The organism is Neorhizobium petrolearium (assembly GCF_029854435.1).
GTDB lineage: Bacteria > Pseudomonadota > Alphaproteobacteria > Rhizobiales > Rhizobiaceae > Neorhizobium > Neorhizobium petrolearium.
In genome coordinates this window covers 4,352,011-4,375,916 of record NZ_CP123000.1, presented here as the reverse complement: position 1 = coordinate 4,375,916, position 23,906 = coordinate 4,352,011, and the positions used below count along the sequence as shown (strand labels likewise).

The 23,906-nt window shown below is 61.0% G+C and carries 17 protein-coding genes; 11 read left to right on the top strand and 6 right to left on the bottom strand.

All coding sequences use genetic code 11. The features are described from left to right. Positions 1-129: 129 nt before the first annotated feature. Positions 130-537 (top strand): F0F1 ATP synthase subunit epsilon, encoded by a 408-nt coding sequence (locus QEO92_RS21255; RefSeq protein ID WP_227704335.1) that lies wholly within the window; start codon positions 130-132, stop codon positions 535-537. 53 nt (positions 538-590) lie between these two features. Here QEO92_RS21255 and QEO92_RS21250 read toward each other — a convergent pair whose 3' ends face one another. After that, positions 591-1,487: a LysR substrate-binding domain-containing protein gene (locus QEO92_RS21250; protein WP_227704334.1), complete on the bottom strand. Its 897-nt coding sequence runs from the start codon at positions 1,485-1,487 to the stop codon at positions 591-593. Between the two features lie 70 nt (positions 1,488-1,557). Between QEO92_RS21250 and QEO92_RS21245 the strand changes: the two genes are divergently transcribed. From QEO92_RS21245 to QEO92_RS21200, 10 genes are all read left to right on the top strand, one after another. Then, positions 1,558-2,742 carry an iron-containing alcohol dehydrogenase gene (locus QEO92_RS21245; RefSeq protein WP_227704333.1) on the top strand — a complete coding sequence of 395 codons (1,185 nt, stop codon included), beginning with the start codon at positions 1,558-1,560 and terminating at the stop codon, positions 2,740-2,742. Continuing rightward, positions 2,742-4,241, top strand: a complete 1,500-nt coding sequence (locus QEO92_RS21240) for an aldehyde dehydrogenase (protein ID WP_227704332.1) — start codon at positions 2,742-2,744, stop codon at positions 4,239-4,241. Before QEO92_RS21245 ends, QEO92_RS21240 begins: the two co-directional genes overlap by 1 nt. Positions 4,242-4,255: 14 nt before the next feature. Continuing rightward, positions 4,256-5,380 carry a mandelate racemase/muconate lactonizing enzyme family protein gene (locus tag QEO92_RS21235; protein WP_227704331.1) on the top strand — a complete coding sequence of 375 codons (1,125 nt, stop codon included), beginning with the start codon at positions 4,256-4,258 and terminating at the stop codon, positions 5,378-5,380. A 68-nt stretch (positions 5,381-5,448) separates the two neighbouring features. Further along, entirely contained in the window at positions 5,449-6,342 is an 894-nt protein-coding gene (locus QEO92_RS21230) for a LysR family transcriptional regulator (RefSeq protein ID WP_227704330.1), read from the top strand. 168 nt (positions 6,343-6,510) lie between these two features. Continuing rightward, positions 6,511-6,990, top strand: a complete 480-nt coding sequence (locus tag QEO92_RS21225; RefSeq protein ID WP_227704329.1) for a formate dehydrogenase subunit gamma — start codon at positions 6,511-6,513, stop codon at positions 6,988-6,990. Further along, complete coding sequence (locus QEO92_RS21220) at positions 6,987-8,543, top strand: formate dehydrogenase beta subunit (RefSeq protein WP_037156842.1); 1,557 nt, start codon at positions 6,987-6,989, stop codon at positions 8,541-8,543. Before QEO92_RS21225 ends, QEO92_RS21220 begins: the two co-directional genes overlap by 4 nt. A 4-nt stretch (positions 8,544-8,547) precedes the next feature. Continuing rightward, entirely contained in the window at positions 8,548-11,427 is a 2,880-nt protein-coding gene (gene fdhF / locus QEO92_RS21215; RefSeq protein WP_037156843.1) for a formate dehydrogenase subunit alpha, read from the top strand. Positions 11,428-11,431: 4 nt separating this feature from the next. After that, on the top strand, positions 11,432-12,259 hold the full coding sequence (gene fdhD / locus QEO92_RS21210) for a formate dehydrogenase accessory sulfurtransferase FdhD (protein ID WP_227704328.1): 828 nt from the start codon (positions 11,432-11,434) through the stop codon (positions 12,257-12,259). Then, positions 12,249-12,593, top strand: a complete 345-nt coding sequence (locus tag QEO92_RS21205) for a formate dehydrogenase subunit delta (RefSeq protein WP_227704327.1) — start codon at positions 12,249-12,251, stop codon at positions 12,591-12,593. The genes fdhD and QEO92_RS21205 overlap by 11 nt, the downstream gene beginning before the upstream one ends. A gap of 259 nt (positions 12,594-12,852) precedes the next feature. Next, complete coding sequence (locus QEO92_RS21200) at positions 12,853-13,902, top strand: aldo/keto reductase (RefSeq protein WP_227704326.1); 1,050 nt, start codon at positions 12,853-12,855, stop codon at positions 13,900-13,902. Positions 13,903-13,970: 68 nt separating this feature from the next. Here QEO92_RS21200 and QEO92_RS21195 read toward each other — a convergent pair whose 3' ends face one another. From QEO92_RS21195 to QEO92_RS21175, 5 genes are all read right to left on the bottom strand, one after another. Then, entirely contained in the window at positions 13,971-14,450 is a 480-nt protein-coding gene (locus tag QEO92_RS21195) for a chemotaxis protein CheW (RefSeq protein WP_037156852.1), read from the bottom strand. Then, positions 14,450-16,237, bottom strand: coding sequence for a methyl-accepting chemotaxis protein (locus QEO92_RS21190; RefSeq protein WP_227704325.1), 1,788 nt, complete (start codon positions 16,235-16,237; stop codon positions 14,450-14,452). The genes QEO92_RS21195 and QEO92_RS21190 overlap by 1 nt, the downstream gene beginning before the upstream one ends. 233 nt (positions 16,238-16,470) lie before the next feature. After that, positions 16,471-17,400: an arginase gene (gene rocF, locus QEO92_RS21185; RefSeq protein WP_227704324.1), complete on the bottom strand. Its 930-nt coding sequence runs from the start codon at positions 17,398-17,400 to the stop codon at positions 16,471-16,473. A gap of 39 nt (positions 17,401-17,439) precedes the next feature. Next, positions 17,440-21,942, bottom strand: a complete 4,503-nt coding sequence (locus tag QEO92_RS21180; protein WP_227704323.1) for a translocation/assembly module TamB domain-containing protein — start codon at positions 21,940-21,942, stop codon at positions 17,440-17,442. Positions 21,943-21,971: 29 nt separating this feature from the next. Continuing rightward, a complete protein-coding gene (locus QEO92_RS21175; protein ID WP_227704322.1) occupies positions 21,972-23,897 on the bottom strand; it encodes an autotransporter assembly complex protein TamA in 1,926 nt (641 codons plus the stop codon). Between the last annotated feature and the right edge of the window lie 9 nt (positions 23,898-23,906).

The window sequence follows — 23,906 nt, the reverse complement described above, 5'->3', positions numbered from 1 at the left end:
TGCATAGAACACAGAGCATCTCGGCTAAAACAGAATCGCCTTTGATGCTCTGACTTTTGTTTTCCCGCGATTCCGGATGCAAAACCGCTAGGAATTTTTGCTGGAATTGCTCTAAGGAAGTGGACCGTTATGGCCGACGCTTTCAATTTTGAACTGGTTTCGCCCGAGCGTCTCCTCGTGTCGGAGAAGGTCACCGAAGTGGTGATTCCGGCCACTCTCGGCGAAATGACGGTGCTGGCCAACCACGCGCCGACGATGACGACCATCAAGCCGGGCGTGGTTTCCGTGAAACTCGCCTCCGGCCAGGTCAACAAATACGTGGTGTTCGGCGGCTTCGCCGACATCCTGCCGACCGGCTGCACGCTGCTTGCCGAATCCGCCGTGCCGCTCAGCGAAGTGACGCGCGAGACGCTGCAGCGGCGGATCGAGGTTACACAGGCCGAGATCGATAAAGCCCAAAGCGATGAGCACAAGACCAAGCTGGAACTGTTCCTGGCAGAACTGACCCATCTCAACGGCATCGTCATGCCGGCCTGAGTGCCCAACCATTCAAGAATTGCTGGCGGCCCAAAAGGCCGCTTTTCTTTTGTCTATTGACCTGCGAGCAGGTGCTGATGCAGGCGCGCCGCCCCCGGTGAAAGGGAGCGGTAGCGTGGCATGCCAAGATAATAGCCGTAACCGGTTTCGATCCGATTCGATCCGACTTCGATCAGTGCCCCGGATGCAAGTTGTTCCGCGATCAGTCCGATGCTGCCGAGTGTGATGCCTTCGCCCTGCAGGGCCGCGTCGATTGCCAGCGAATAGGTGGAAAAGGAAAGCCGCGGGTTCGGCCACCTTTTCGGCGGATGCGGGATGCGCGTGAACCATTGCCGGAACGAGATCCAGTTGGCGTTGAACCGCTCGTAGTCGATCAGATCAAGATCGGCAACTTCATCGGCAGTTAGTGATGCGGCATCCAGGCCTCTTCGGGCAAGATAGGCGGGAGAGGCGACCGGCACCAGGATTTCCTTCCTCAGCAGTGTCAAATTCCAGCGCGGGTGTTCGCCGGTGGAATAGAGGATGACGAGATCGTTGGCCTCGGACGCCAGTTCCGATGGTGAATCCGTCGTCAGCAGCCGTACGGAAACGGAGGGACTTTCGTTGTCGAAATCCTTGAGCCGCTTGCCGAGCCAGAGATGCGAAACCGAGCCGCTTGCAGCAATCGAGATGATTTCGCGCCCGCCGCCACGGAAGGGTTCAAGGCTTTCCTCCAGATATTCGAGCATTGCGCGTACTCGCTGGAAAAGCCGCTCACCCTCCGGCGTCAGGGCCAGATTGCGGCCGCGGCGGGTGAAGAGCTTTGCGCCGAGTTGATCCTCCAGCCCCTGGATGCGGCGGCTCACGGCGGCTTGGGTGATATGAAGCTCACGGCCGGCGCGGGAAAAATTCATGAAGCGGCAGGCGGCGTCGAAGACGCGAAATGCTTCCAGAGGAATGCGGTCGAGCATCACGTTTCTCCATAATCTCAAGTCATCCAATATCCCGAAAAACCGATGGATTTGAAGAGCTGAGATTGTGATGCAGACTGAAGGCATTCCCAAACCGGATTTGCTGCCCGTGTCATTCTCGACTTCTTCCATTCCTCGTATCCGCTTCGCCGCCGGGGCGTTTCGTGAGATCGCATCCGCCGCAAAGGCCTTTGAGGGTGCGCGAACCGCCTTGATCGTGATGGATGGCTTCCTGGTCTCTTCGGGATTGGCCGGGGAAATTGCTGGCGATCTGGCCGAGATCGGGATTGAGGCGCGGCTTTATTCGGATTTTTCCGGAGAGCCGAAGCTTGCGCATGTGCGAGCCGCGACCGAAGCGGCCAGAGGCGCTGATCTAATGATCGGTGTCGGCGGCGGTTCGGCGCTGGATATCGCCAAGATCGCAGCCTGCTGTGCGACGTCCAGCGACGATCCGATGTTCTATGCGCTTGCCGCCAACCAACTGCCGAGGAATCCGCTCAAGAAGATCATGGTGCCGACGACAGCCGGCACGGGATCGGAAACGTCCGCGACGAACATTTTTACGGGTCCGGAAGGCAAGAAGCTGTGGATCTGGGGGGTGGAGACCAAAGCGGACCTCGTCATCCTCGACCCGAAGCTGACGATTTCGCTGCCGCCGCATCTCACGGCCTGGTGCGGCATGGATGCCTTCATCCACGCTTTCGAGGCCTCGACCAACCGCAATGCGCATACGGGTGCCAAGCTCTATGCTTATGAGGCGATGCGGCTCATCGCCGGCTCGCTGGAAACGGCGGTCAAGGTGTCTGGCAATCTCGATGCGCGCGGAAAGGTGCTGCTCGGCTCCTGTTATGCCGGCGTCGCGATCGACAATTGCGGGACGGCGGTAGCCCATAATATCAGTCATGCGCTGGCGGGGTTGGCGCCCGTGCATCACGGGCTGGCCACTGCGCTCGGCTTCGAGGCGACGTTGCCGTGGCTCGTCGAAGTCGATACGGCCGATCTGCATGCCGCAGCCAAAGCGATCCGTCTCGATGATGCTGCGGCGCTGCCGGCCTTCGTCTCAGACATGATGGATCGCTGCGGGATAGTGCGCGCGCTGCCGAAGGCATTCGAACCCTTCAATGCCGCCGATCTGGCCGCAGAGATGCGTGCGCCGGAAAATCAGCCGATGCGGCGTTCGACAATCCGCGACATGTCCGATGCGGATATCGATGCGTTCGCCGACAAGATCATGTCGCTCCCGAGGACCCTCTGATGACCGGAATCTACACCCGCGACTACTGGGAAAAGAAACTATCGACGCTGACGCTGGAAGGCCGGCATTTCATCGATGGCGAATATCGGGCCTCGACGTCCGGACAGACCTTTACCCGCGTTCGCCCGATGGACGGCAAGCCCGGCGCGGAACTGGCTCGCGGCAATGCTGCGGATATCGATGCGGCGGTTGCTGTGGCACGAGCAGCGTTCGAAAGCGGCGTCTGGCGAAGCCAAGAACCGCTCGAAAAGAAAAAGGCCATGCTCCGTTGGGCGGAGTTGATCCGCGCCCATGGCGAAGAGCTTGCGCTGCTGGAGACGCTTGATGTCGGCAAGCCGGTGCTGGCATCGCTGAACGTCGACGTGCGGCTGTGTGCGGACGGCATCCAGTATTATGCCGAGATGATCGACAAGATGTATGACGAGATTGCACCGAGTGGACCGAACGCCCTCGCTCTGGTGCGCAAGGTGCCGCTCGGCGTTGTCGGAGCGATCACGCCCTGGAACTATCCGATGATCATTGATGCCTGGAAGCTCGGGCCAGCGATCACGGCCGGCAATTCCGTGGTGCTAAAGCCTGCCGAACAATCCTCGCTTTCGGCGATCCGGCTCGCTGCATTGGCTGTCGAGGCGGGGCTTCCGGCGGGCGTGCTGAACGTCGTTTGCGGTTATGGCGAAGAGGCCGGCAAGCCGCTGGCGCTGCATATGGATGTGGATATGATTGCCTTTACCGGCTCGACCGAAGTGGGCAGGCTGATCATGGGATACGCGGCGCAATCGAACGTCAAGCGCGTGGCACTGGAACTCGGCGGCAAGTCCCCGCTCGTCGTCTTCGCGGATGCCGATCTCGATGCCGCCGCTTCGGCCGCTGCCTGGGGGTGCTTCTACAATTCCGGCGAAACCTGCCATGCCTCGACCCGGCTTCTCGTGCAGCGCTCGGTTCAGGACGAACTGATCGGGAAGATAGAGGCGGTGACGAAAAGCGATATTGTGCTTGCGCATCCCTTCGAGCCCTCGGCACAGATCGGCGCTCTGATCGAGGAAGCACACATGCAGAAGGTGCTCGGCATGATCGCGACCGGCGAGAAGGAAGGTGCACGGCGTGCCTTTGGTGCCGAGCGGGTGCTTTCGGACACCGGCGGTTACTATGTCTCGCCCGGCGTGTTCGTGGACATGACCAACGACATGAGCCTCGCCCGGCAGGAAATCTTCGGCCCGGTCCTGGCGACTATCCCCTTTGATACGGAGGAAGAGGCGCTGAGGCTTGCCAACGACACGATCTACGGGCTTGCCGGCGCGGTCTTCACGAAGGACATGGACCGGGCGCACCGCTTTTCCGAAGCAATCCATGCCGGCACTGTGTGGATCAACACCTATGACATGTCGAGCTTTGCAACGCCCTTCGGCGGATTCAAGCAATCCGGCTTCGGGCGCGACCGTTCGGTGCATGCGATCGACAAATATTGCGACTACAAGACCATCTGGCAGCAGTTCGGATAGGCGGGGGAGGGGACATGAGCCGGATCGCATCGATAGAAATTTCGCATCACCGCCTGGAGCTCGATCCGCCTTTCAAGGCAAGCTGGGACGGCCGGCCGCGGCATCATTTCGACGCGACGATCGTCCGGGTGCGGGACGAGGATGGGCGCGAGGGTATTGGTTCCGGTGATCTGATGAAGGGATTCGACGGCCATGAAGACCTGTTCATCGGTCAGGATCCGCGTCATATCGAGCGACATTACGAGGTTCTGTCGCACATCAACTTCCATTACGGTCGCTGCTGGCCGCTCGATCTGGCACTCTGGGATCTTGCGGGCAAGGTAACCGGCGAGCCGGTCTGGCGCATGCTCGGAGGGCGAACCGATCGTGTCCGGCTCTACGCTTCTTCCGGCGTGCTGCGAGATCCCTCCGCAATGGCGGAACAGGCGGAGCATTATGTCCAGGAAGGGTTCACCGCTATGAAAGTGCGGTTCTCCTCATCCGCCGGCGGGCGTTCGAGCTGGCGCGACGACGTGAAGGCGCTGGAAGCGATCCGCCTTCGTGTCGGCGATCGGCTGGAACTGATGGTCGATTGCAATCAGGGTTGGCGCATGCCCTGGGACACGACGCTGCCCTGGACCTTCAAGGATTCGCTCATCGTGGCGCGCGAACTCGAACGGCTCAATATCTACTGGATGGAGGAGCCGCTGCATCGTTCCGACCTCAAGGGCATGAAAGCGCTCAGAGAGGCGACCTCGGTGCGGATCGCCGGCGGCGAGATGACTCGTGAGCTTTACGAGTTCCGTGACATCATCGAGGAACGGGCCTTCGACGTGATCCAGCCGGACGTGGCGCTGGTCGGCGGTATCACCGGCTGCCGTCGGCTCGTCTATCAGGCGCGCGAAGCGGGCGTGATGTTCACGCCGCATAGCTGGACGAACGGGATCGGCGTGCTGGCGAATGCGCATCTGACGGCCGGCGCAGGCGATGCTCCCTTTCTCGAATACCCTTACGACAATCCGGAATGGAGCGAAGCGCGGCGCGATTTCCCGCTTGTCCAGCCGCTGACGCATGAAAATGGCTGGCTGGAACTCGGTGAGAGTCCCGGTCTCGGCATCGTGCTGAACGAGGAGCGGTTGAAGGCCACGCGGATCGGTTAGGGTCATCGCTGCCAACCGGCTTGTATGCCGGCGCGCAACGCGTTAGCGCTGGTGCCAGGAGGTTTGCGATGATCGACAAGTTGGAATTCTTCATCGCGCTCGCACGCGAAGGCCATTTCGGCCGGGCAGCCGAGGAATGCGGCATCTCGCAGCCATCGCTTTCGGCAGCGATACGGCAGCTTGAGGAGAGCCTTGGCGTGCAGCTCGTGGTTCGTGGCTCCCGGTTCCAGGGTCTGACGCCGGAGGGACAACGGGTGCTGGAATGGGCGAAGCGCATCGTCGGCGACACGCGCACCATGCGCGAGGAGATGCGGGCCGCGCGCAAGGGGCTTGCGGGCCACATCCGGCTCGCGGCGATCCCGACCGCGCTTGCCATGATACCGCGGCTCACAGAACCCTTCCAGGCAAAGCATCCGGACGTCACCTTTTCGGTCGTCTCGCGCAATTCGCTGCAGGTACTCTCCCAGCTCGACAATTTCGAGATCGATGCGGGGATCACCTATCTCGACAACGAGCCGCTTGGCCGCGTCACGAGCGTGCCGCTCTATTCCGAACATTATAATCTGGTCACGGCAGTCGGTACGCCGTTGGCCGATCGCGAGCGGGTGACCTGGAAGGAGATGGCCGATCTTAGGCTCTGTCTGTTGACGCCGGACATGCAAAACCGCCGGATCATCAACCAGCATCTCGCAGATGCCGGCGTCACCATAGAGCCGATGCTTGAGTCGAATTCTATGGTCGTGCTGCTCTCGCATGTTGGCACTGGCCGATGGGCGAGCATCATGCCGCGCAATGTGGCTCGTTCATTCGGATTCGCCAAGCAAATTAGCACGATTCCGATCGTTGAACCTGAGGCCAGTCATATCGTCGGATTGGTGGCGACGCATCGAGAGCCGTTTACGCCGCTGGTCTCCGCTCTATTGCACGAAGCGCGCAACCTGAGCCCTGCGGCGATGGATTGATAGTTTTTTTCTATCGATCAACCAATCTCCTTTATTGACGGTTGCGACATGCGTTGCGAGAGTCCGCCTTCATAGGTGAAGTACGACCGCCGGAGGGCTTCGCCAGCTTTCTGATCCGCAAATGGTCGAAAAGAGGGCCGTGTCGGATCAGCCGGGAGGCTAAAAGATATGAACATGCGCATTTCCGCTGGTGAGTTCACCGAGCGGTCGCTTCAGATCATCAGGGATCTGAAGCATCTCGAAGGCCCGATGTTGCCGATCCTGCATGCGATCCAGGCGGAGTTCGGTTATGTGCCGGAGGAAGTGAAGCCGATCATCGCCAGCGAACTCAACCTGTCGCGCGCGGAAGTGCATGGCGTCGTCACTTTCTACCATGATTTCCGCGAGCATCCGGCCGGCCGGCATGTGTTGAAGCTCTGTCACGCCGAGGCCTGCCAGTCGATGGGCAGTGACCGTATTGCCGATCGTGTCCGTGAACTTTTCGGGATCGACTTTCATCAGACGACGCTGGACGGCGCCGTCACGCTGGAGCCGGTCTACTGTTTGGGCCTTTGCGCCTGCGCGCCGGCTGCAATGCTGGACGGAGAGGTTTACGGCCGCGTGGACGAGCACTGTCTTGATGAGATCATTACGGAGGTGCGCCGATGACGGTGGCAATCTTCGTGCCGCGCGATGCCGCTGCGCTCGCGCTCGGAGCCGAAAAGGTGGCGAAGGCGATTACCCAGGAGATCGCAGCCCGCGGCCTCGATGCGAAAGTGGTGCGCAACGGCTCGCGCGGCATGTTCTGGCTGGAGCCGCTCGTCGAGGTTCGCAATGGGCATGGCCGTGTCGCCTACGGCCCGGTGAAGGCGAGCGATGTGAAAGGCCTATTTGATGCCGGATTCCTGACGGGCGGCGATCATCCGCTCTGTCTCGGGCTGACGAAGGATATTCCGTTCCTTCGTCAGCAAACGCGTCTTACTTTTTCCCGGTGCGGGGTTACCGATCCGGTTTCCCTTGATGACTATCGGCAGTATCAGGGGCTGAAGGGACTGGAAAAAGCGCTCTCCATGGCTCCTGCCGAGATCGTCAGGGAAGTCACTGACAGCGGCCTGCGCGGACGTGGTGGAGCGGGCTTCCCGACCGGCATCAAATGGAAGACGGTTCTGGATGCGGCCGGTCCGCAGAAATACATCGTCTGCAATGCCGACGAAGGGGACAGTGCGACCTTTGCCGACCGTATGATCATGGAGGGCGATCCCTTCGTGCTGATCGAAGGCATGATCATTGCGGGCGTCGCGACCGGTGCCACCAAGGGTTATGTCTATATCCGTTCCGAATATCCGCATGCGATCGAGACGATGACGGAGGCGGTCGAGATCGCCCGTGTCGCCGGTATCCTCGGACCGTCGGTGATGGGGTCGGCGCATGCGTTCGACATGGAAATCCGATCGGGTGCCGGTGCCTATGTCTGCGGCGAGGAGACCTCGCTCCTCAATTCTCTCGAAGGCAAGCGGGGGATCGTGCGCGCCAAACCGCCGCTGCCGGCATTGAAGGGGTTCCTCGGCCGTCCGACCGTGGTCAACAATGTCATCTCGCTTGCTTCCGTGCCGGTCATCATGGATCGGGGGGCGGCCTTTTATCGCGATTTCGGCATGGGCCGGTCGCGGGGCACGATCCCGATCCAGATCGCCGGCAATGTCAAATATGGCGGGCTCTACGAGACCGCTTTCGGCCTGTCGCTGGGTGAGATCGTCGATCATATCGGCGGCGGCACGGCAAGCGCACGGCCGGTAAAGGCGGTGCAGGTGGGCGGCCCGCTGGGCGCCTATTTCCCACGTGCTCTGTTCGATACGCCGTTCGATTACGAAGCCTTTGCGGCCAGGGACGGATTGATCGGCCATGCGGGGATTACCGTTTTCGACGACACGGTGGATATGCTCAAACAGGCGCGGTTCGCGATGGAATTCTGCGCCATCGAAAGCTGCGGCAAGTGTACGCCGTGTCGTATTGGCTCGACACGGGGCGTGGAAACGGCCGACAAGATTGCTCAAGGCGTCGAGCCTGAGAAGAACAAGGCGCTGTTGGCGGACCTCTGCAACACGATGAAGTTCGGCTCGCTCTGTGCATTAGGCGGCTTTACGCCCTATCCGGTGATGAGCGCGATGAATCACTTCCCGGAGGATTTCGCTCCAACACCCTTTATCGAAGCGGCGGAGTAACATCATGTCCCTCGTTCACGAAATCGACTACGGCACGCCGGCGTCCGGATCCGAAACCCAGGTGACGCTTACGATCGACGGGCGGCAGATCACCGTGCCGGAAGGCACCTCGATCATGCGCGCCTCGATGGAAGCCGGCATCCAGGTGCCGAAGCTTTGCGCCACCGACATGATCGACGCTTTCGGCTCCTGCCGCCTCTGTCTCGTGGAGATCGAAGGCCGCGCCGGAACGCCGTCCTCCTGCACTACGCCGGTCATGCCTGGCATGGTCGTCCACACCCAGACAAACCGGCTGAAGGACATCCGCCGCGGCGTGATGGAACTCTATATCTCCGACCACCCGCTCGACTGTCTCACCTGCGCCGCCAACGGCGACTGCGAATTGCAGGACATGGCCGGCGCGGTGGGACTCCGCGACGTCCGTTACGGCTACGAAGGCGACAATCACGTCAAGGCTCGCAACAATGGCGAGATCAACGCCAAGTGGATGCCGAAAGACGAATCGAACCCTTACTTCACGTATGACCCGTCGAAGTGCATCGTCTGTTCGCGGTGCGTGCGCGCCTGCGAGGAAGTGCAGGGTACGTTCGCGCTGACGATCGAAGGTCGCGGTTTCGAGAGCCGCGTCTCGCCCGGCATGCACGAGCATTTCCTGGATTCGGAATGCGTTTCCTGCGGTGCCTGCGTACAGGCCTGCCCGACCGCGACACTCACGGAGAAGTCTGTGATTGCCATCGGCCAGCCGGAACATTCGGCCGTCACGACCTGCGCCTATTGCGGCGTCGGCTGCTCCTTCAAGGCGGAGATGCGTGGCGAAGAACTCGTCCGCATGGTGCCCTACAAGGATGGCCAGGCGAACCGCGGCCATTCCTGCGTCAAGGGCCGTTTCGCCTATGGCTATGCGACCCACAAGGACCGCATCCTCAACCCGATGATCCGCGAGAAGATCTCCGATCCGTGGCGCGAAGTGACCTGGGAAGAGGCTTTTGCGCACGTGGCGTCGGAATTCAGGCGCTTGCAGTATCAGTATGGCCGCGACTCGGTCGGCGGCATCACCTCGTCGCGCTGCACCAACGAAGAGACCTTCCTTGTGCAGAAGCTGATCCGCGCCGGCTTCGGCAACAACAATGTTGATACCTGCGCGCGCGTCTGCCACTCGCCGACCGGTTACGGCCTCGGCCAGGCTTTCGGGACCTCGGCCGGCACGCAGGATTTCGACTCCGTCGAACACACGGACGTGGTGATCGTCATCGGCGCCAATCCGACTGATGGTCATCCGGTTTTCGGCTCGCGGCTGAAGAAGAGGTTGCGCCAAGGTGCCAAGCTGATCGTCATCGATCCGCGCCGTATCGATCTTGTCCGCACGCCGCATGTGGAAGCCGCCTATCACCTGCCGTTGCAGCCGGGCACCAATGTCGCCGTGCTGACCGCGCTGGCGCATGTCATCGTCACCGAAGGCCTGTTCGACGAAAAGTTCATCCGCGAGCGCTGCGACTGGTCGGAATTCGAGGACTGGGCAGCCTTTGTGTCCGAAGAGCAGCACAGCCCGGAGGCGACGGAAAAATTCACCGGCGTGCCGGCCGACCTCGTCCGCGGCGCGGCCCGGCTCTATGCCACCGGCGGCAACGGCGCGATCTATTACGGCCTGGGCGTCACCGAACATAGCCAGGGCTCGACGACGGTCATGGCGATCGCCAATCTTGCGATGGCGACCGGAAATATCGGCCGTCCGGGGGTCGGCGTGAACCCGCTACGCGGCCAGAACAACGTGCAGGGTTCCTGCGACATGGGCTCCTTCCCGCATGAACTGCCGGGTTATCGCCATATTTCCGACGACGCGACCCGCGACATCTTCGAGAAGATGTGGGGGGTGACGCTCAACAACGAGCCGGGCCTGCGTATTCCCAACATGCTGGATGCGGCCGTCGAGGGTACGTTCAAGGGTATCTACATCCAGGGCGAGGACATCCTGCAGTCCGATCCGGACACCAAACACGTTTCGGCAGGGCTTGCCGCGATGGAATGCGTGGTGGTCCACGACCTCTTTTTGAATGAGACGGCCAACTACGCGCATGTCTTCCTGCCGGGGTCGACCTTCCTCGAAAAGGACGGGACGTTCACCAATGCCGAGCGCCGCATCAACCGAGTCCGCAAGGTGATGAGCCCGAAGAACGGTTACGCCGACTGGGAAGTGACCCAGAAGCTTGCGCAGGCGATGGGGCTCAACTGGAGCTATACCCATCCATCCGAAATCATGGACGAGATCGCCGCGACCACGCCGAGTTTCGCCCTGGTTTCCTACGACCATCTCGACAAGATGGGTTCGGTTCAATGGCCATGCAACGAAGCCCATCCGGCCGGCTCGCCGATCATGCATGTCGACGGTTTCGTGCGCGGCAAAGGCAAGTTCATCCGCACGGAATATGTCGCGACCGATGAACGCACAGGCCCGCGCTTTCCGCTGCTACTCACCACCGGCCGCATCCTCAGCCAGTACAATGTCGGCGCCCAGACGCGACGCACCGACAACGTCGCGTGGCATACGGAGGACCGGCTGGAGATCCATCCGCATGACGCCGAGCAGCGCGGCATCAAGGACGGCGATTGGGTGAAGCTTGCCAGCCGCTCCGGTGATACGGCGCTCAGGGCACTGATCACGGACCGCATGGCGCCGGGCGTGGTCTATACGACTTTCCATCACCCGAACACGCAGGCAAACGTGATTACCACCGACTTCTCCGACTGGGCGACCAATTGCCCGGAATACAAGGTGACGGCGGTGCAGGTTTCGCCCTCCAACGGTCCGACCGAATGGCAGAGCGACTATGAAGAACTGTCTCGCCGGTCGCGGCGGATCGCGGGGAAATTGGAGGCTGCGGAGTAACCGCATGAATCTGCTCAAGACCACCGCCACAGTCCCGGAAATCGCTCGTCGTAATGGCGTCATTCGCGCCGGTTCGCGGGTGGTGCCCGAGGAGGTGCCGATCGCCTTTTCCTATGGCGGTTCCACCCATGCGGTCATGATGGGCACGCCCGCCGATCTCGAAGATTTTGCCGCGGGCTTCAGCCTGACGGAGGGTATCATCACCTCGGCGGACGAGATAGAGGAGATCAGCGTCGTCGATGAAGGGCGTGGCCTCGACGTGCAGGTTACGCTTGCCGAAGATAAGGAAGATGCCCTTCGTACCCGCCGGCGGCATATGGCCGGGCCGGTCGGCTGCGGGCTTTGCGGTATCGAGTCGATCGATCAGGCGATACGGCCCGTGCCGGATGTTTCGGCCGTCCTGCTGGCGCTGACCTTGAAGGACGTCACTGATGCTGCCGCATCGCTCAACGATGCGCAACCGCTGCATGCCGAGACCCATGCGGTTCACGGCGCCGGTTTTTTCGTGCCCGGCAAAGGCCTGATCGCAGTACGCGAGGATGTCGGCCGCCATAATGCTCTCGATAAGCTGGCCGGCGCATTGGTTCGGCAGGGCATCGAAGGCCCGTCCGGCGTGGTCGTCGTCACCAGCCGGATTTCGGTCGAGATGGTCCAGAAGACGGCGATTCTCGGCAGTGCCCTTCTGATCGCCATTTCAGCGCCGACCGCGCTTGCCATCCGCACGGCGGAAGAAGCGGGTATGACCCTCATCGCGCTGACGCGCGGCGAGGATTTCGAAGTCTTTACGCGTACCGATCGCATTACCACTGGAGTTGTCGCCGATGTCGCATGATCAGGGGCTGGAAAAACTGATCCGGATGGCGAACCAGATCGCCACCTTCTTCATGTCGCAGCCGGAAAACGTACGTGCCGAAGGGGTCGCCACACATATCAACAAGTTCTGGGAGCCGCGCATGCGCTGGCACCTTTTCGAGCATCTCGACAACGGCGGCGAGGGGCTTCTGCCGCTTGTCATCAAGGCTTCGGTGCTGATCCGCCGACCGGACGCCAAGGCCGGATCGGGCGTCGGCATCGGAGAGGACGCGGAGGAGGGGGCGCCCGGTGGCAAGGGACCGGCATCGGGAGAATCGCTTTCCGAACCGAGCATCCCGGAAGTCAGGGCCTGATAGCGCGAATTTCTGTCTTCCGGATCGCGAAACAACGATTGCCGAGCCGCGTCATCCCAGGGCGGCGGACGAATCTTCGCTCACATAAAAGTTCTCAAAAAAACGGAGGCGGCTCCGATTGACGAAGCGGGAATGCGATCTAGATTGATCGTGGAGCCTGACGCCGCTTTCCCCAAGCTCATCCCGCGCGTTCCGCGCGCCGCCCGGCTCCGTACAGATTATCTCGATCTTCAGCCTTCAGTGCACACGGGAGTTTTCCATGCGCTACAATCAGCTCGGTAATACGGGTCTTTTCGTTTCAGAAATTTGCCTCGGCACCATGACGTTCGGAGAGGCGGGCGCCGCCTCGCAATGGAGCCAGATCGCCGGCGTCGGACAGGACGCCGCCGACAGGATCGTCGAGCGATCGCTGGCTGCCGGCGTCAACTTCATCGATACGGCAAACGTTTATTCGCTCGGCAATTCCGAGCGTATTCTCGGCCAGTCTCTCAAAAATCTCGGCGTAGCGCGCAAGGACGTAATCATCGCCACCAAGGTTCATGGCCAGATGGGCGACAAGCCGAACGATCGGGGTTCTTCGCGCGGCCATATCATGGATTCCGTAGAGCAAAGCCTCGAACGGCTGCAGACGGATCATATCGATCTCTATCAAGTTCATGGCACGGATACGGTGACGCCGATCGATGAGACGTTGCGGGCGCTGGACGATCTCGTGTCACGCGGCCTCGTGCGTTATGTCGGCCTTTCCAACTGGGCGGCCTGGCGCATCGCCAAGGCGCTCGGCATTTCCGAACGCAAGGGCTTTGCCCGTTTCGAGACGGTGCAGGCCTATTACTCGATCGCCGGTCGTGATCTGGAGCGCGAGATCGTTCCGTTGATGCAGGAAGAGAAGCTTGGTCTGATGGTCTGGTCGCCGCTCGCCGGCGGTCTGCTTTCCGGAAAGTACGGTCCCGGTGCGTCAAGCAACGGCGAAGGCCGCCGCGCGAGCTTCGATTTTCCGCCGGTCGATAAGGATCGCGCCTGGGCCTGCGTTGCTGTCATGCGCGAAGTAGCCGCCAAACATGGCGCGAGTGTCGCGGAAGTGGCGCTGGGCTACATCCTGGCCAAGCCGTTCGTGACCAGCGTCATCATCGGAGCCAAACGGTTGGAGCAGCTCGAAGAAAATCTCAAGGCGGTGACCTTGAGGCTCGATGCCGATGATATGGCGAGGCTGGACGAAGTGAGCGCACTGCCGCCGGAATATCCTCGCTGGATGCTCGATCGTCAGGGGGCTGGACGCAGGCCTGCCCCGTTCGAACCAAAGGAATGATCATCAAATAAAGCAAAAGCCGCCGGCGATGTCGCGCGGGCGGCTTTGCAAGCTTATCCGTGGTCCGCTTAGGCGGCCAGGTCTTCCGCCTCGGTGCCCTTGAACATCTTGGCGAGATTCAGGAAGCAGATCATCCCGTTCTCGTTTGCGATGATGCCTTCCGAGAAGGATTTGTCGAAAGAGGCGGAAATCTCCGGAACCGGCTGAACCTGGCTCGAGGGAATGGTGAGGATATCGGAGACGCGGTCGACGAGCATGCCGATCACCATGTTATGCACCTCGGCGACAACGATGGCGCTGCGCTCGTTGGCGACCGTGCTCTTCATGCCGAGCTTGTAGGCGAGGTCGATGATCGGGATGACGGAACCGCGCAGGTTCATGACACCGATCACGTCCGGTGGCGCATGCGGGATCGGGGTCGAAGGGGCCCAGCCGCGGATTTCGCGGATTGTCGTCGTCTTCACGCAGAACTCCTGTTCGTGCAGACGAAAAGCTATGATCTCCAGCGTTTCGCCGCTGTAGCTTGTGGAGTTGATTGTCGTAGCCATCAGAATTCTTCCCAACTATCCGTTGCCTGGGCGGCAGCGGCTCCCCCTGATGCGGCGCGCGCGACCGTTGCCATGAGATTGCGTGCCGGCGATGCGACAGGGCGTGCATCAGGTCGCGCTTGAGCAATTCTATGCGAAGAGTGTTGCCCAAATCTAAATTGTGCCAGGAGATTGCGCAGGGTTTCGGCTTCGCGGGCCAAGCTGTGGCTGGCTGCCGTCGTTTCCTCGACCATGGCCGCATTCTGCTGTGTGTTCTGGTCCATCGAATTCACGGCGTTGCTGATCTCGCGGATCCCCGTGGATTGTTCACGGGATGCTTCCACGATCGCGACGACATTGCCGTTGATGTCCTCCACCTGGGCGATAATCTGTTCCAGGGCTTTGCCAGTCTCTCCAACCAGGGCAACGCCACGCTTGACATGTTCCGAGGAGGTGGAGATCAGGGTCTTGATTTCCTTGGCTGCGGTAGCGGACCGTTGTGCGAGTTCCCGGACTTCCTGGGCAACAACCGCGAAGCCCTTTCCGGCTTCGCCCGCCCGTGCTGCTTCGACGCCTGCGTTGAGTGCCAGGAGATTGGTCTGGAACGCGATATCGTCGATGACGCCGATGATGTTCGAGATTTCTTTGGAAGAGTTCTCTATCTGATCCATCGCGCCGACGGCATTGCGAACAACGGCGCCTGAATGTTCGGCGCCGCTCTTCGTGCGAGAGACAAGGCCGCCTGCTTCTTCGGCGCGCTTGGCGCTGTCGGTAACCGTTCGGCTGATCTCTTCCAGCGCCGCCGCAGTTTCTTCGACTGCCGCTGCCTGCTGTTCCGTCCGCTTTGCCAGGCTGTCGGAGGCCTGGCGGATTTCGCTGGAGCCGCCGGCGATGCCTTCTGCATTCTCGCCGACCGTACGCATAGCCTCTGCCAGCTTGGCGACCGCCTCGTTGAAATCGATACGGATCTTTTCCAGCGTCGGGATGAAAGGCTTCTCGATCTGAGCCGTGAGGTCACCATGGGACAGCGCGGTAAGGCCCACGGCAAGATCATCGACAGCGCGCACCCGCTCGGTAATGTCGGTCGCAAACTTGACAACCTTGAAGACCCGGCCATCGGCATCGAAGATCGGGTTGTAGGAGGCCTGGATCCAGACCACCTTGCCGCCTTTGCCGATGCGCTTGAATTCCTGGGCGATGGCTTCGCCGCCCGCCAGCTTCTTCCAGAATTGACGATAATCGGGGCTGTCACGGAATGCCGGCTCGCAGAACATGCTGTGATGCTTGCCGGCAATCTCGGCGAGCTGGTAGCCGAGGCAGGACAGGAAATTATCGTTGGCGGTCAGGATCTCGCCGGTCGGTGTAAATTCGATGACAGCCTGGATCCGCGAGATCGCATTGATCTTCCCTTCGTCTTCGGCGGCCTTCAGCTTTGCGGCAGTGATGTCAGTCGCAAACTTGATGACCTTGTAGGGCTTACCGCCGGACATGACCGGATTGTAGGACGCCTGAATCCATATTTCGCGGCCCCCTTTCCCGATCCGCTTGTAGGTAGTGGCATCACATTTGCCGCTACCCAGGTGCGCCCAGAAGTCCTTGTAGTCCTGTGACCTCGTATAAGCCGGGTCGCAGAACATGCTGTGATGCTTGCCGACAATCTCGGAGAGCGTATAGCCGAGTGCCTTGCAGAAATTTTCGTTGGCCGTGAGGACGTTTCCGGACAGATCAAACTCGATGATCGCCTGCGATTTACCGAGCGCTGCAAGTATTGCTTTTGCGTCGGCGCCTGGAAGAGAAAGGATGGACATGGACTTGGTCTGCTCCAGCTTGTGAGTTGAGCTTCGTCTCAAGTCGCCAGTCGCTTCTTTGCGAAATAAGCACCGCGCTGCATGGGGTACTTGAGTCTCACAAGAAGTAGCCCATAAAAATTAACGTCAGGTCAATGATTTGCTTTATGTCCTTGGGGAAAATACGTACATAAACTTTATTATATCAATTTTCTACATGAAAGGCGTGCATTTTTTGTGTTTGCCGCTGATGATCAAGCCGAACGGGTCGGGCGATCCAGGACCCGCCGGCCGAAGAGGCTTGCCGTCAGTTCCACCATGATCCGCGCGCTCTTGCCGCGATCGTCAAGGAACGGGTTCAGCTCGACGAGATCGAGCGAACAGACAAGTCCGGTATCATGCAACATTTCCATGATCAGATGCGCTTCGCGGAAGGTTGCGCCTCCCGGTACGGTGGTGCCTACTCCCGGCGCGATATCCGGATCGAGGAAATCCACGTCGAGGCTGACATGCAAAAGACCGTTGGCGGCGTTTACCCTATCGATCACCTGAAGCATGATCGCTGCGATGCCGTTCTCATCGATGGCGCGCATGTCGAAGACGTTGACGCCGTGCTCGGCGATCATCTTCCGCTCGATTTCATCGACGGAGCGGATGCCGATCTGGAAAACATTCCGCGGGTCGACCATGGGGCGGTCGCGGTCGAGGATCGGTGCGAATTCCGCCTGTCCTGTGAAGAAGGCCACCGGCATTCCGTGAATATTGCCTGACGGCGAGGTTTCCGGCGAGTTGAAATCCGCATGAGCATCGATCCAGAGCACGAAGAGTGGCCGGCCGATCCCGGCAGCGTAACGGGCCATGCCCGGCACGCTGCCCATGGAAAGGCTATGATCCCCGCCCATGATCACGGGTATCGTACCGGCTTTAGCCTTTTCATAGGTCCGGTTTTCCAGAGCCCGCGCGAAAGCGCCGACGATCGGCAGATTCTTGGCATCCTGCCGCTCTTCGAGATCGGTTGCAGGTTCCGGGCGCAGGTCTCCGCTATCGCTGACGCGGAACCCCAGGCCTTCCAGCGACTTGACAATGCCAGCCAGACGGAAGGCTGCCGGGCCCATGGCGCACCCGCCGCGGCCGGACCCTTCTTCCAGGGGAACGCCGATCAATGTGATGTCCTTGGAGTTCATTCTCTTCTCCGGGAAAGGCAGGATAAATGAGGCTCGAAATCAGTATTCTCGCTCGTAAAAGATGCCGGCCTTGCCGCCTTCTGTCCCGGCGCCGGCCTTGAGTTTCACGCCTCGGCCGATATCGAGATTGATCGTGGCCTCGGCGCCGCCGGAGCCGCCCTGCTCGACCTGCACATAGGTACGATTGTTGATGTAGCGGCCGACGGAGACGGTCGTCTGGCCCGTCTCGTCGGTGTTGATATCGAGGTCGTCGACGCCGAGATTGCTGCGCAGGGTTTCGAGAAGGGAGGTGGAACCACCACCGGCGAGCTGGGTAACGGCATCGGCGAGCTGGGCGATCTGCAGCGGCGAAAGCCGGGACATGGACTGGCCGAAGATCAGCCGCGCCAGGACCTCATCCTGCGGCAGGGCGGGCGAAGAAGAGAAGGTGATGGTCGGATCGTTCGCCACGCCGCTGACCTTCACGATGATTGTCGTCTGGGCCGAGGTCGTGCTGGCTTCCATGTTCAGGACCGGGATCAGCCCGCCGCCGAAGGTGATTTCACCTTCCGTGAAATCGAGCCGCTTGGCGAGGATGACGATGCGTCCACGGCGCATTTCGAAACCGCCGGAGACGATGGGATCTACTGCTGTGCCGGTTATGGTCAGGTCACCGCCGAGTTCCGCATCGATACCGCGACCGCGGACGAAGATGCCGTTGGGAGCGCTGATCTGCAGATTGAGGGCGATCGGCCTCGAACTGCCGGTTGCCTCCCTGGGACGGAGTTCCTCCATCTGTCGCAGCACATCGGGTGGGGCATTGCGGTGATGGATGTCTATTTCCGCAAGCGAGGTCGGGAGCCGAGCAGGCACGGTGATCGCTGCCTTGGTCAGCGTTACCCGGCCACCAAGGACGGGGCCTGACGTCAGCGGGCCGGTCAGGGTCAAGGCGCCGTCGGCCGTTGCGGCAAAGAGGGTCCCGTCCGCATAGGTTGCCCGCGCCAGCGTGATCCTCAGATCGGCCGGAAAGCCGGAGCCGGGCGTAATGCCGACCGAGCCCTGGATCGAGATGCTGCCGCCGCCTGAGAGCTCGCCGGAGAGCTGGGAAATATTGGCGTTGTTACCGTTGAAGGAGATATTGGCGGCAAGATCAGTAACGGCAAGGTTGCGCCGCACGTCGACAAGCCGTGCGCCGGATGAGGAGGCCGTGCCAGTGATCGCCGGCGCCGAAGCCGTGCCGCCGATTGCCAGATCGATATTGCCGGTACCTTCCAGCACGAAGCCTTGAGCGGCAAGCTGGCCGGCGAGGATGGAGAAGGGCAATTGCCCGTTGAATTTGAGGTTGAGAGGCTTTTCGCCAGCCAGTGAAACCGAACCGCGGCCCGCAAGCGAGATGCCACCGCCACCCGAAAGTCTGGTATCTACGGTGACTGCAGCATTCTGGAAAGTCCCGTTTGCCGTGACGTTCAGTGGTGCCAGCCCCGCAGATGCGGTCTGGCTGACGCCGGCATCGGCCCAGCGAAGATCGTAACGGACGGCAGGCGCTTCCGGCGTCCCGGTTGCGGTGACTGTCCCGGAAATTGTGCCGCGGGCGCCCAGGTTCGGCGCGAAGGCGTTGATCAGGCTTGCGGGCACCGCATTGGCACGGGCGTTGATGTCGAGAGCCGGAACACCGTTCTGAAGGAGAACGCGGCCGGCGGCGGACAGGTCGAGGCCGTCGGACCCCGTCAGGCGGGTGGTGTCTAGTGCGATCGTCCCATTGGCAAAGCTTCCGCTTGCTTCGAGGCGAAACGGACTGATGCCAGCATCGCGCGTCTGGCGAAGCTGTGCATCATTCCATTCAAGATCATAGCGGATGGCAGGAGCGGACGTGGACCCCGTGGCGTTCACGGTGCCGGAGATCGTGCCGGCAGCGTTGATCGCCGGAACGAAGGCATTGAGCAGGTTCGCAGGCAGTGCGTTGATATTGGCCGTCAGGTCGAGGGATGAGCCCGCAGTGCCGTTAACGGTGACGCTGCCGCTGCCGGTCGCGAGCGTTAGTCCGGCAAGCCGCGCACCACCATTGGCGATGGCAATACGGGTGGGGGCGGCAAGCCGAACCGGGATGTTGCGTGGCGAGGCGGTGAAATTCTCTATGCCCACCGAGATCTCGCCATCGGTCTGGACATCACCAACGGCATTGAGCGGCGCATTGTCGTATTGGGCGGTGAGGTTGAAGCCTGTCCTGCTGCCGCTATGGCTGACGTCAAGGTTGATGTCGCTGACGCCAACGGATCCGGCGCCGATGCGGGCGGCGCGCACGGTGCCCTCGGCCGCAATCGCCTTTATGTCCGGAATGGCAAGATCGATGTTCGGCTGGACGATCTCGATCGAACCGCGGCGAAGCGCATTGCCGGAGGCCCGGATTGCGGCGCCGGCCCGGCCATCCGTATTGCTGAAAGTCACGGAGCCGCGGAGATCGCCCTGGGCCTGTTGGGCGGCGAGTGCGGCAAGCATCGAGACATCCGGAAAATCGAAGTTCAACTGGCCTTCCGGCAGGAAATCGGGTGAGAAGCTCAACGCACCATTGAGTTTGTTGGGGCCGACCTCGGCGCTGATTGACGGTGCGCTCGTACGGCCCTGTGTCGAGATTATATCGGCGTTGGCGCGGATCGGCTGGCCGTCCAACGAGCCCGTGGCCGTCAACTTGCCCCTGGGTGCGTTCGGGTCGGCGGTACCGTCGAAGACAACGCTCATGTTCTGGAGCTTGCGGCCGACGAGACGTGCGTCCGCGGAATTGAGAACGGCCTTCACGCCCATTGCGGCGAGCGGGCCGTTGACAGCGATGTCGAACCCCGCAGCGCCCTCGCCTTCGGGCAGCCAGCGCTTCAAGTCCGGCATGCGGCCGGCAAGGTGGCCGGTCACGGTCTGGTTTTCGAGAACAACGTTACCATTCGCCTCAACTGCATTGGAGCGCATCACGAAGTTTTCGAGGCTTACACGGCCACGGCCGTCGGTCGCCGCGTTGACATAACCTTCGGCCGAAAGTTTGCCCTCGAACTTCGAGACCAGCGCGGCCGGCAGCACGGCAGGGTTTGCGAAGACACGGAAATTACCAGTGACAGCCTGCTTCGACATGTCATAGGCGCCAGAAAGTGTGCCATTGACATTGGCGCTGTCAAAGGTCGCCGCGTCGAGGCCGATCGCCGGCGGCGCGAGCCTGAGCGGCGCATCCAGCGTCACAGGCCCGCCGATGATTCGATCGAGGCTATCGTTTGTAAAGTCCGTGCGAGCAACGGTGAACCGGCTGCGGATACTGCCTGCGCGATCGATGAGATTGAGATCCTCGCTTTCCGCCTGCAGACGGATTTGCCCGAAGCGACCTTGCGGCAGTTCGGCGGCGCTCAAGGCAGCCGTTGCGTTGAAGCGGGCCGAGGATGCGGCACCCGTCAGGGTGAAATTGATGCTCTCGAAAGAAAACCGGCTCTCCTGACCGCTGATCGGCCAGACGAAGGCTACCGGACCGTTGGTGCCGGCGAGACCCGCAGTGAGGCTGTTGTCGCCCGTTGGATCCCAGACCCCCTGTGCGGAAATCTTCACGGCGCCCGAGGTGAGGTTGCCGCGTTCGATGTCGACGCGGCCGGAGTCGGCATAGATTGCGGCGACATTGATATCGGTCGTGCCGTCGAACAGAGGCCGGAACGCGGGCGGCAACAGGGTTGCGAGCTGGCCGCCGCCAGTCACCTCGACGCGGTGCCTGCCGTCCTCGATGAGCATGTGCTTGCCGTCGACGGCGATGACCGGGGTGCCGCCGACGCTGCCCTGCAATTTGCCGGCCCAATCGGAAAGCGGACCTTCGCCGTCGAGCGCCAGTTCCACCGCAGGCGCGCCCGGCAGGCGCAGGAGGCGGGCAAGCAGACCACCTTGCGGCTCGGAGACAGCGGCTTTCAGTGTCAGACGATTCTCGGAGGGGGCGTAGACCACATCGGCGGATGCCTTTGCATCCGGCTCATCCTTCCGGGTTGCCTGCAAATCGAGCGAGATGTCGGGTCCGGTCGCATCTATCGAGCCCTTGACCGAGAGGGAGAAATCCCGTCCGGAAAGCGCCTGAGAGAGATTGATGTCCGGCAGGTCGATCTGTGCGACGCGGATGCCGATCGGGAGAGGGGATCCTGAAGAACTCGAAGTCGTTTGAGGTGCTTCCGGAGTGTTCGAGGGCCGCGGCGGACGGATGAAATTCACGGTCTCGGCGGAAATACGTTCGGCACGGAAAACACCTCCGGCCAACGCCGTTGGTGACCAGTCAACCTTGATGCCGCCGATCTGGGCGTAAGGCCCTGCCTTGTCGGAAAGGGTAAGCGTGTCGATCCGCAGATCGCCGGTCAAAAGGCCCTCCGGCCGCGAAAAGGTGATGGTTCGGTCCGGGGTGGAAACAATTGCGGAGATTCGGTCTGCCGCCACCCGTCCGCCAACGGGAGTGAGCGCCACGAAAAGGAGAACACCAAGCGCCATGACGAACAGGATCGCGGCCGCGCCAAGCACGGCTTTCACAACCCATTTCAGCAGGCGAACCATCAGCGTCATGCCCGATATGCTACCTTTCCATCTGCCTTTCAGAATGCCTGTCCTATACCAGCATAGATCCCGTATTGGCTGCCGCCATCGTAACGCTGCAACGGAATTGCGACGTCAAGTCGGAGCGGCCCAAAAGGCGTGGCATATCGTACGCCAATCCCCGCTCCCGCGCGTATATCAGAAAAATCAGGCATGATTCCGGTCGACACGGTACCGACATCGATAAAAGGTACAATGCCGATACTCTCTGACACTTTTACCCGTACTTCGAAAGAGCCCAGCGTATAGGATCGCCCGCCCGTCGGCTCGTCGGCACTGTTATAGGGCGAAATTTCCCGATAGGCATAACCGCGCACCGATCCACCGCCTCCGGCGAAGAATCTGCGTGTCGCCGGAATGCTTTCAAGATCGTCGGCACCGACCAATGTACCGGCCGCAAGCCGGCCCGCGAGCACGATGCCATTTTCTTCCCCGAAGCCGAGATAGCCGGAGATCGAACCTTCGAATGAGGAGAAGACCGTGCCGTCCAGAAGCTCATAGCTGGGCTTTGCCGCAAGCGTGGCGTGATAACCTTCTGTAGGGTCGAGCTTGTTATCGCGGGCGTCTCGTTCGAAACCGACCGGCAGACTGACCGTGAGGTACTGGTTCTTGCCGAATGCGTCATCGGTATTGATCCAGGCCACTTCGCCGCCGCCGGTGAGCTTGTCTCTTTCGTTCAATTCATAAGCAATGCTGGCCGAATAGGTGATCGATTGCGCCTCGTAGGCATCCGGCGTCTCGCTCTTGGCTTCGAGACGGGATTCGAAAGTAGCCTCGGGCACGAAGGCACCGGGTTTGGTGAATATGATGCCGGCGGAGTAGTCGTAGGTGCCGAGATCGGTCGTGGCTCCGATGCCGGACACCTTGCCCTCGATACGCAGCGATTCGGCCTCGCCGAACAGATTGCGATGACCCCAATAGCCTTCAAGGCCGATTCCGTCGATCGAGGAGTATTCGGCGCCGAAGCCGAAATAACGATGTTTGCCTTCTGAAACCTCGATCGTCAGCGGCAGCGAACCATTCGGAGCGAGTCTATCCGCCTCGCGGATCGTCACGCTCGAAAAGACACCGAGCTCGCGCAGGCGGTCATTCGCCTTCTTCAGTTGCTCCGGCGAATAGCGCCCGCCTCTGTCGAGCCGCGAATAACGGCTGATGAAGGCGGCATCGACGGTGCGCGAGCCCTTGACGGCCACCGCACCGAAAGGCGCCATGGGACCACCGACAGCACCAAGCACGACATCGATGGTATTCGTCCTGTGATCGGCGGTTACCTGTCGCTCGGTAAGCTTTGCAAGCGGCCGGCCCTCATCCTTCAGATCGACGAGAAGCTGCTCGCCGGCTTTGAGGATGAGGCGAGATCCGGCTTTTCCGCCGGGAACCAGGTCGTATTTTGCGGGATCGCGTCCGACGGCATCTCCTTCAAAACGCACTGAGCCAAGCTTGAAGACCGGACCGGGGGCGATGCGAACCGTCACCGGAACCGGCGCCGCGTGATTGAAGGTCGGATTGGGTGGCAAGCTGTCTATGTCGGTGCCGTCGACGGAAATATGTACGGTGCCGCCGTAACGCGCTTCTTCATAAAGAACGGCGATCAGTCGGTCGCGGTCTTCCCGTGCCTTGATGATGACACCAAGATCGCCGGAGATGGGCTGCTTCTCGTCGGTGACGAGCGACGCCGCATTTTCGAGGCGCTCCTTGAGATCCTTGTCCGCATCTCCCGTCTCGAGTGTCACGTCGTACCGGACAGGATCGATGACCTCGACCGTCTCCTCTTCATCCCCGAAGAGCGTTATGCCGAATATCTTGAAGGCGTAGGCATCGTTTGCGAGCGGCGGAGCAAACAGAAAGGCGGCGACGAGCATTGCGACGATGCCTGCTCCCCTCAGCTTCCGGTCCTTTTCCCGCCCCGTACTTTTGTTTCGCATACGCAAATT

Coding starts and splice junctions, on each gene's coding strand:
- QEO92_RS21255 (WP_227704335.1), top strand. CDS start 130: ATGGCCGACGCTTTCAATTTTGAACTGGTTTCGCCCGAGCGTCTCCTC.
- QEO92_RS21250 (WP_227704334.1), bottom strand. CDS start 1,487: ATGCTCGACCGCATTCCTCTGGAAGCATTTCGCGTCTTCGACGCCGCC.
- QEO92_RS21245 (WP_227704333.1), top strand. CDS start 1,558: ATGCAGACTGAAGGCATTCCCAAACCGGATTTGCTGCCCGTGTCATTC.
- QEO92_RS21240 (WP_227704332.1), top strand. CDS start 2,742: ATGACCGGAATCTACACCCGCGACTACTGGGAAAAGAAACTATCGACG.
- QEO92_RS21235 (WP_227704331.1), top strand. CDS start 4,256: ATGAGCCGGATCGCATCGATAGAAATTTCGCATCACCGCCTGGAGCTC.
- QEO92_RS21230 (WP_227704330.1), top strand. CDS start 5,449: ATGATCGACAAGTTGGAATTCTTCATCGCGCTCGCACGCGAAGGCCAT.
- QEO92_RS21225 (WP_227704329.1), top strand. CDS start 6,511: ATGAACATGCGCATTTCCGCTGGTGAGTTCACCGAGCGGTCGCTTCAG.
- QEO92_RS21220 (WP_037156842.1), top strand. CDS start 6,987: ATGACGGTGGCAATCTTCGTGCCGCGCGATGCCGCTGCGCTCGCGCTC.
- fdhF (WP_037156843.1), top strand. CDS start 8,548: ATGTCCCTCGTTCACGAAATCGACTACGGCACGCCGGCGTCCGGATCC.
- fdhD (WP_227704328.1), top strand. CDS start 11,432: ATGAATCTGCTCAAGACCACCGCCACAGTCCCGGAAATCGCTCGTCGT.
- QEO92_RS21205 (WP_227704327.1), top strand. CDS start 12,249: ATGTCGCATGATCAGGGGCTGGAAAAACTGATCCGGATGGCGAACCAG.
- QEO92_RS21200 (WP_227704326.1), top strand. CDS start 12,853: ATGCGCTACAATCAGCTCGGTAATACGGGTCTTTTCGTTTCAGAAATT.
- QEO92_RS21195 (WP_037156852.1), bottom strand. CDS start 14,450: ATGGCTACGACAATCAACTCCACAAGCTACAGCGGCGAAACGCTGGAG.
- QEO92_RS21190 (WP_227704325.1), bottom strand. CDS start 16,237: ATGTCCATCCTTTCTCTTCCAGGCGCCGACGCAAAAGCAATACTTGCA.
- rocF (WP_227704324.1), bottom strand. CDS start 17,400: ATGAACTCCAAGGACATCACATTGATCGGCGTTCCCCTGGAAGAAGGG.
- QEO92_RS21180 (WP_227704323.1), bottom strand. CDS start 21,942: ATGACGCTGATGGTTCGCCTGCTGAAATGGGTTGTGAAAGCCGTGCTT.
- QEO92_RS21175 (WP_227704322.1), bottom strand. CDS start 23,897: ATGCGAAACAAAAGTACGGGGCGGGAAAAGGACCGGAAGCTGAGGGGA.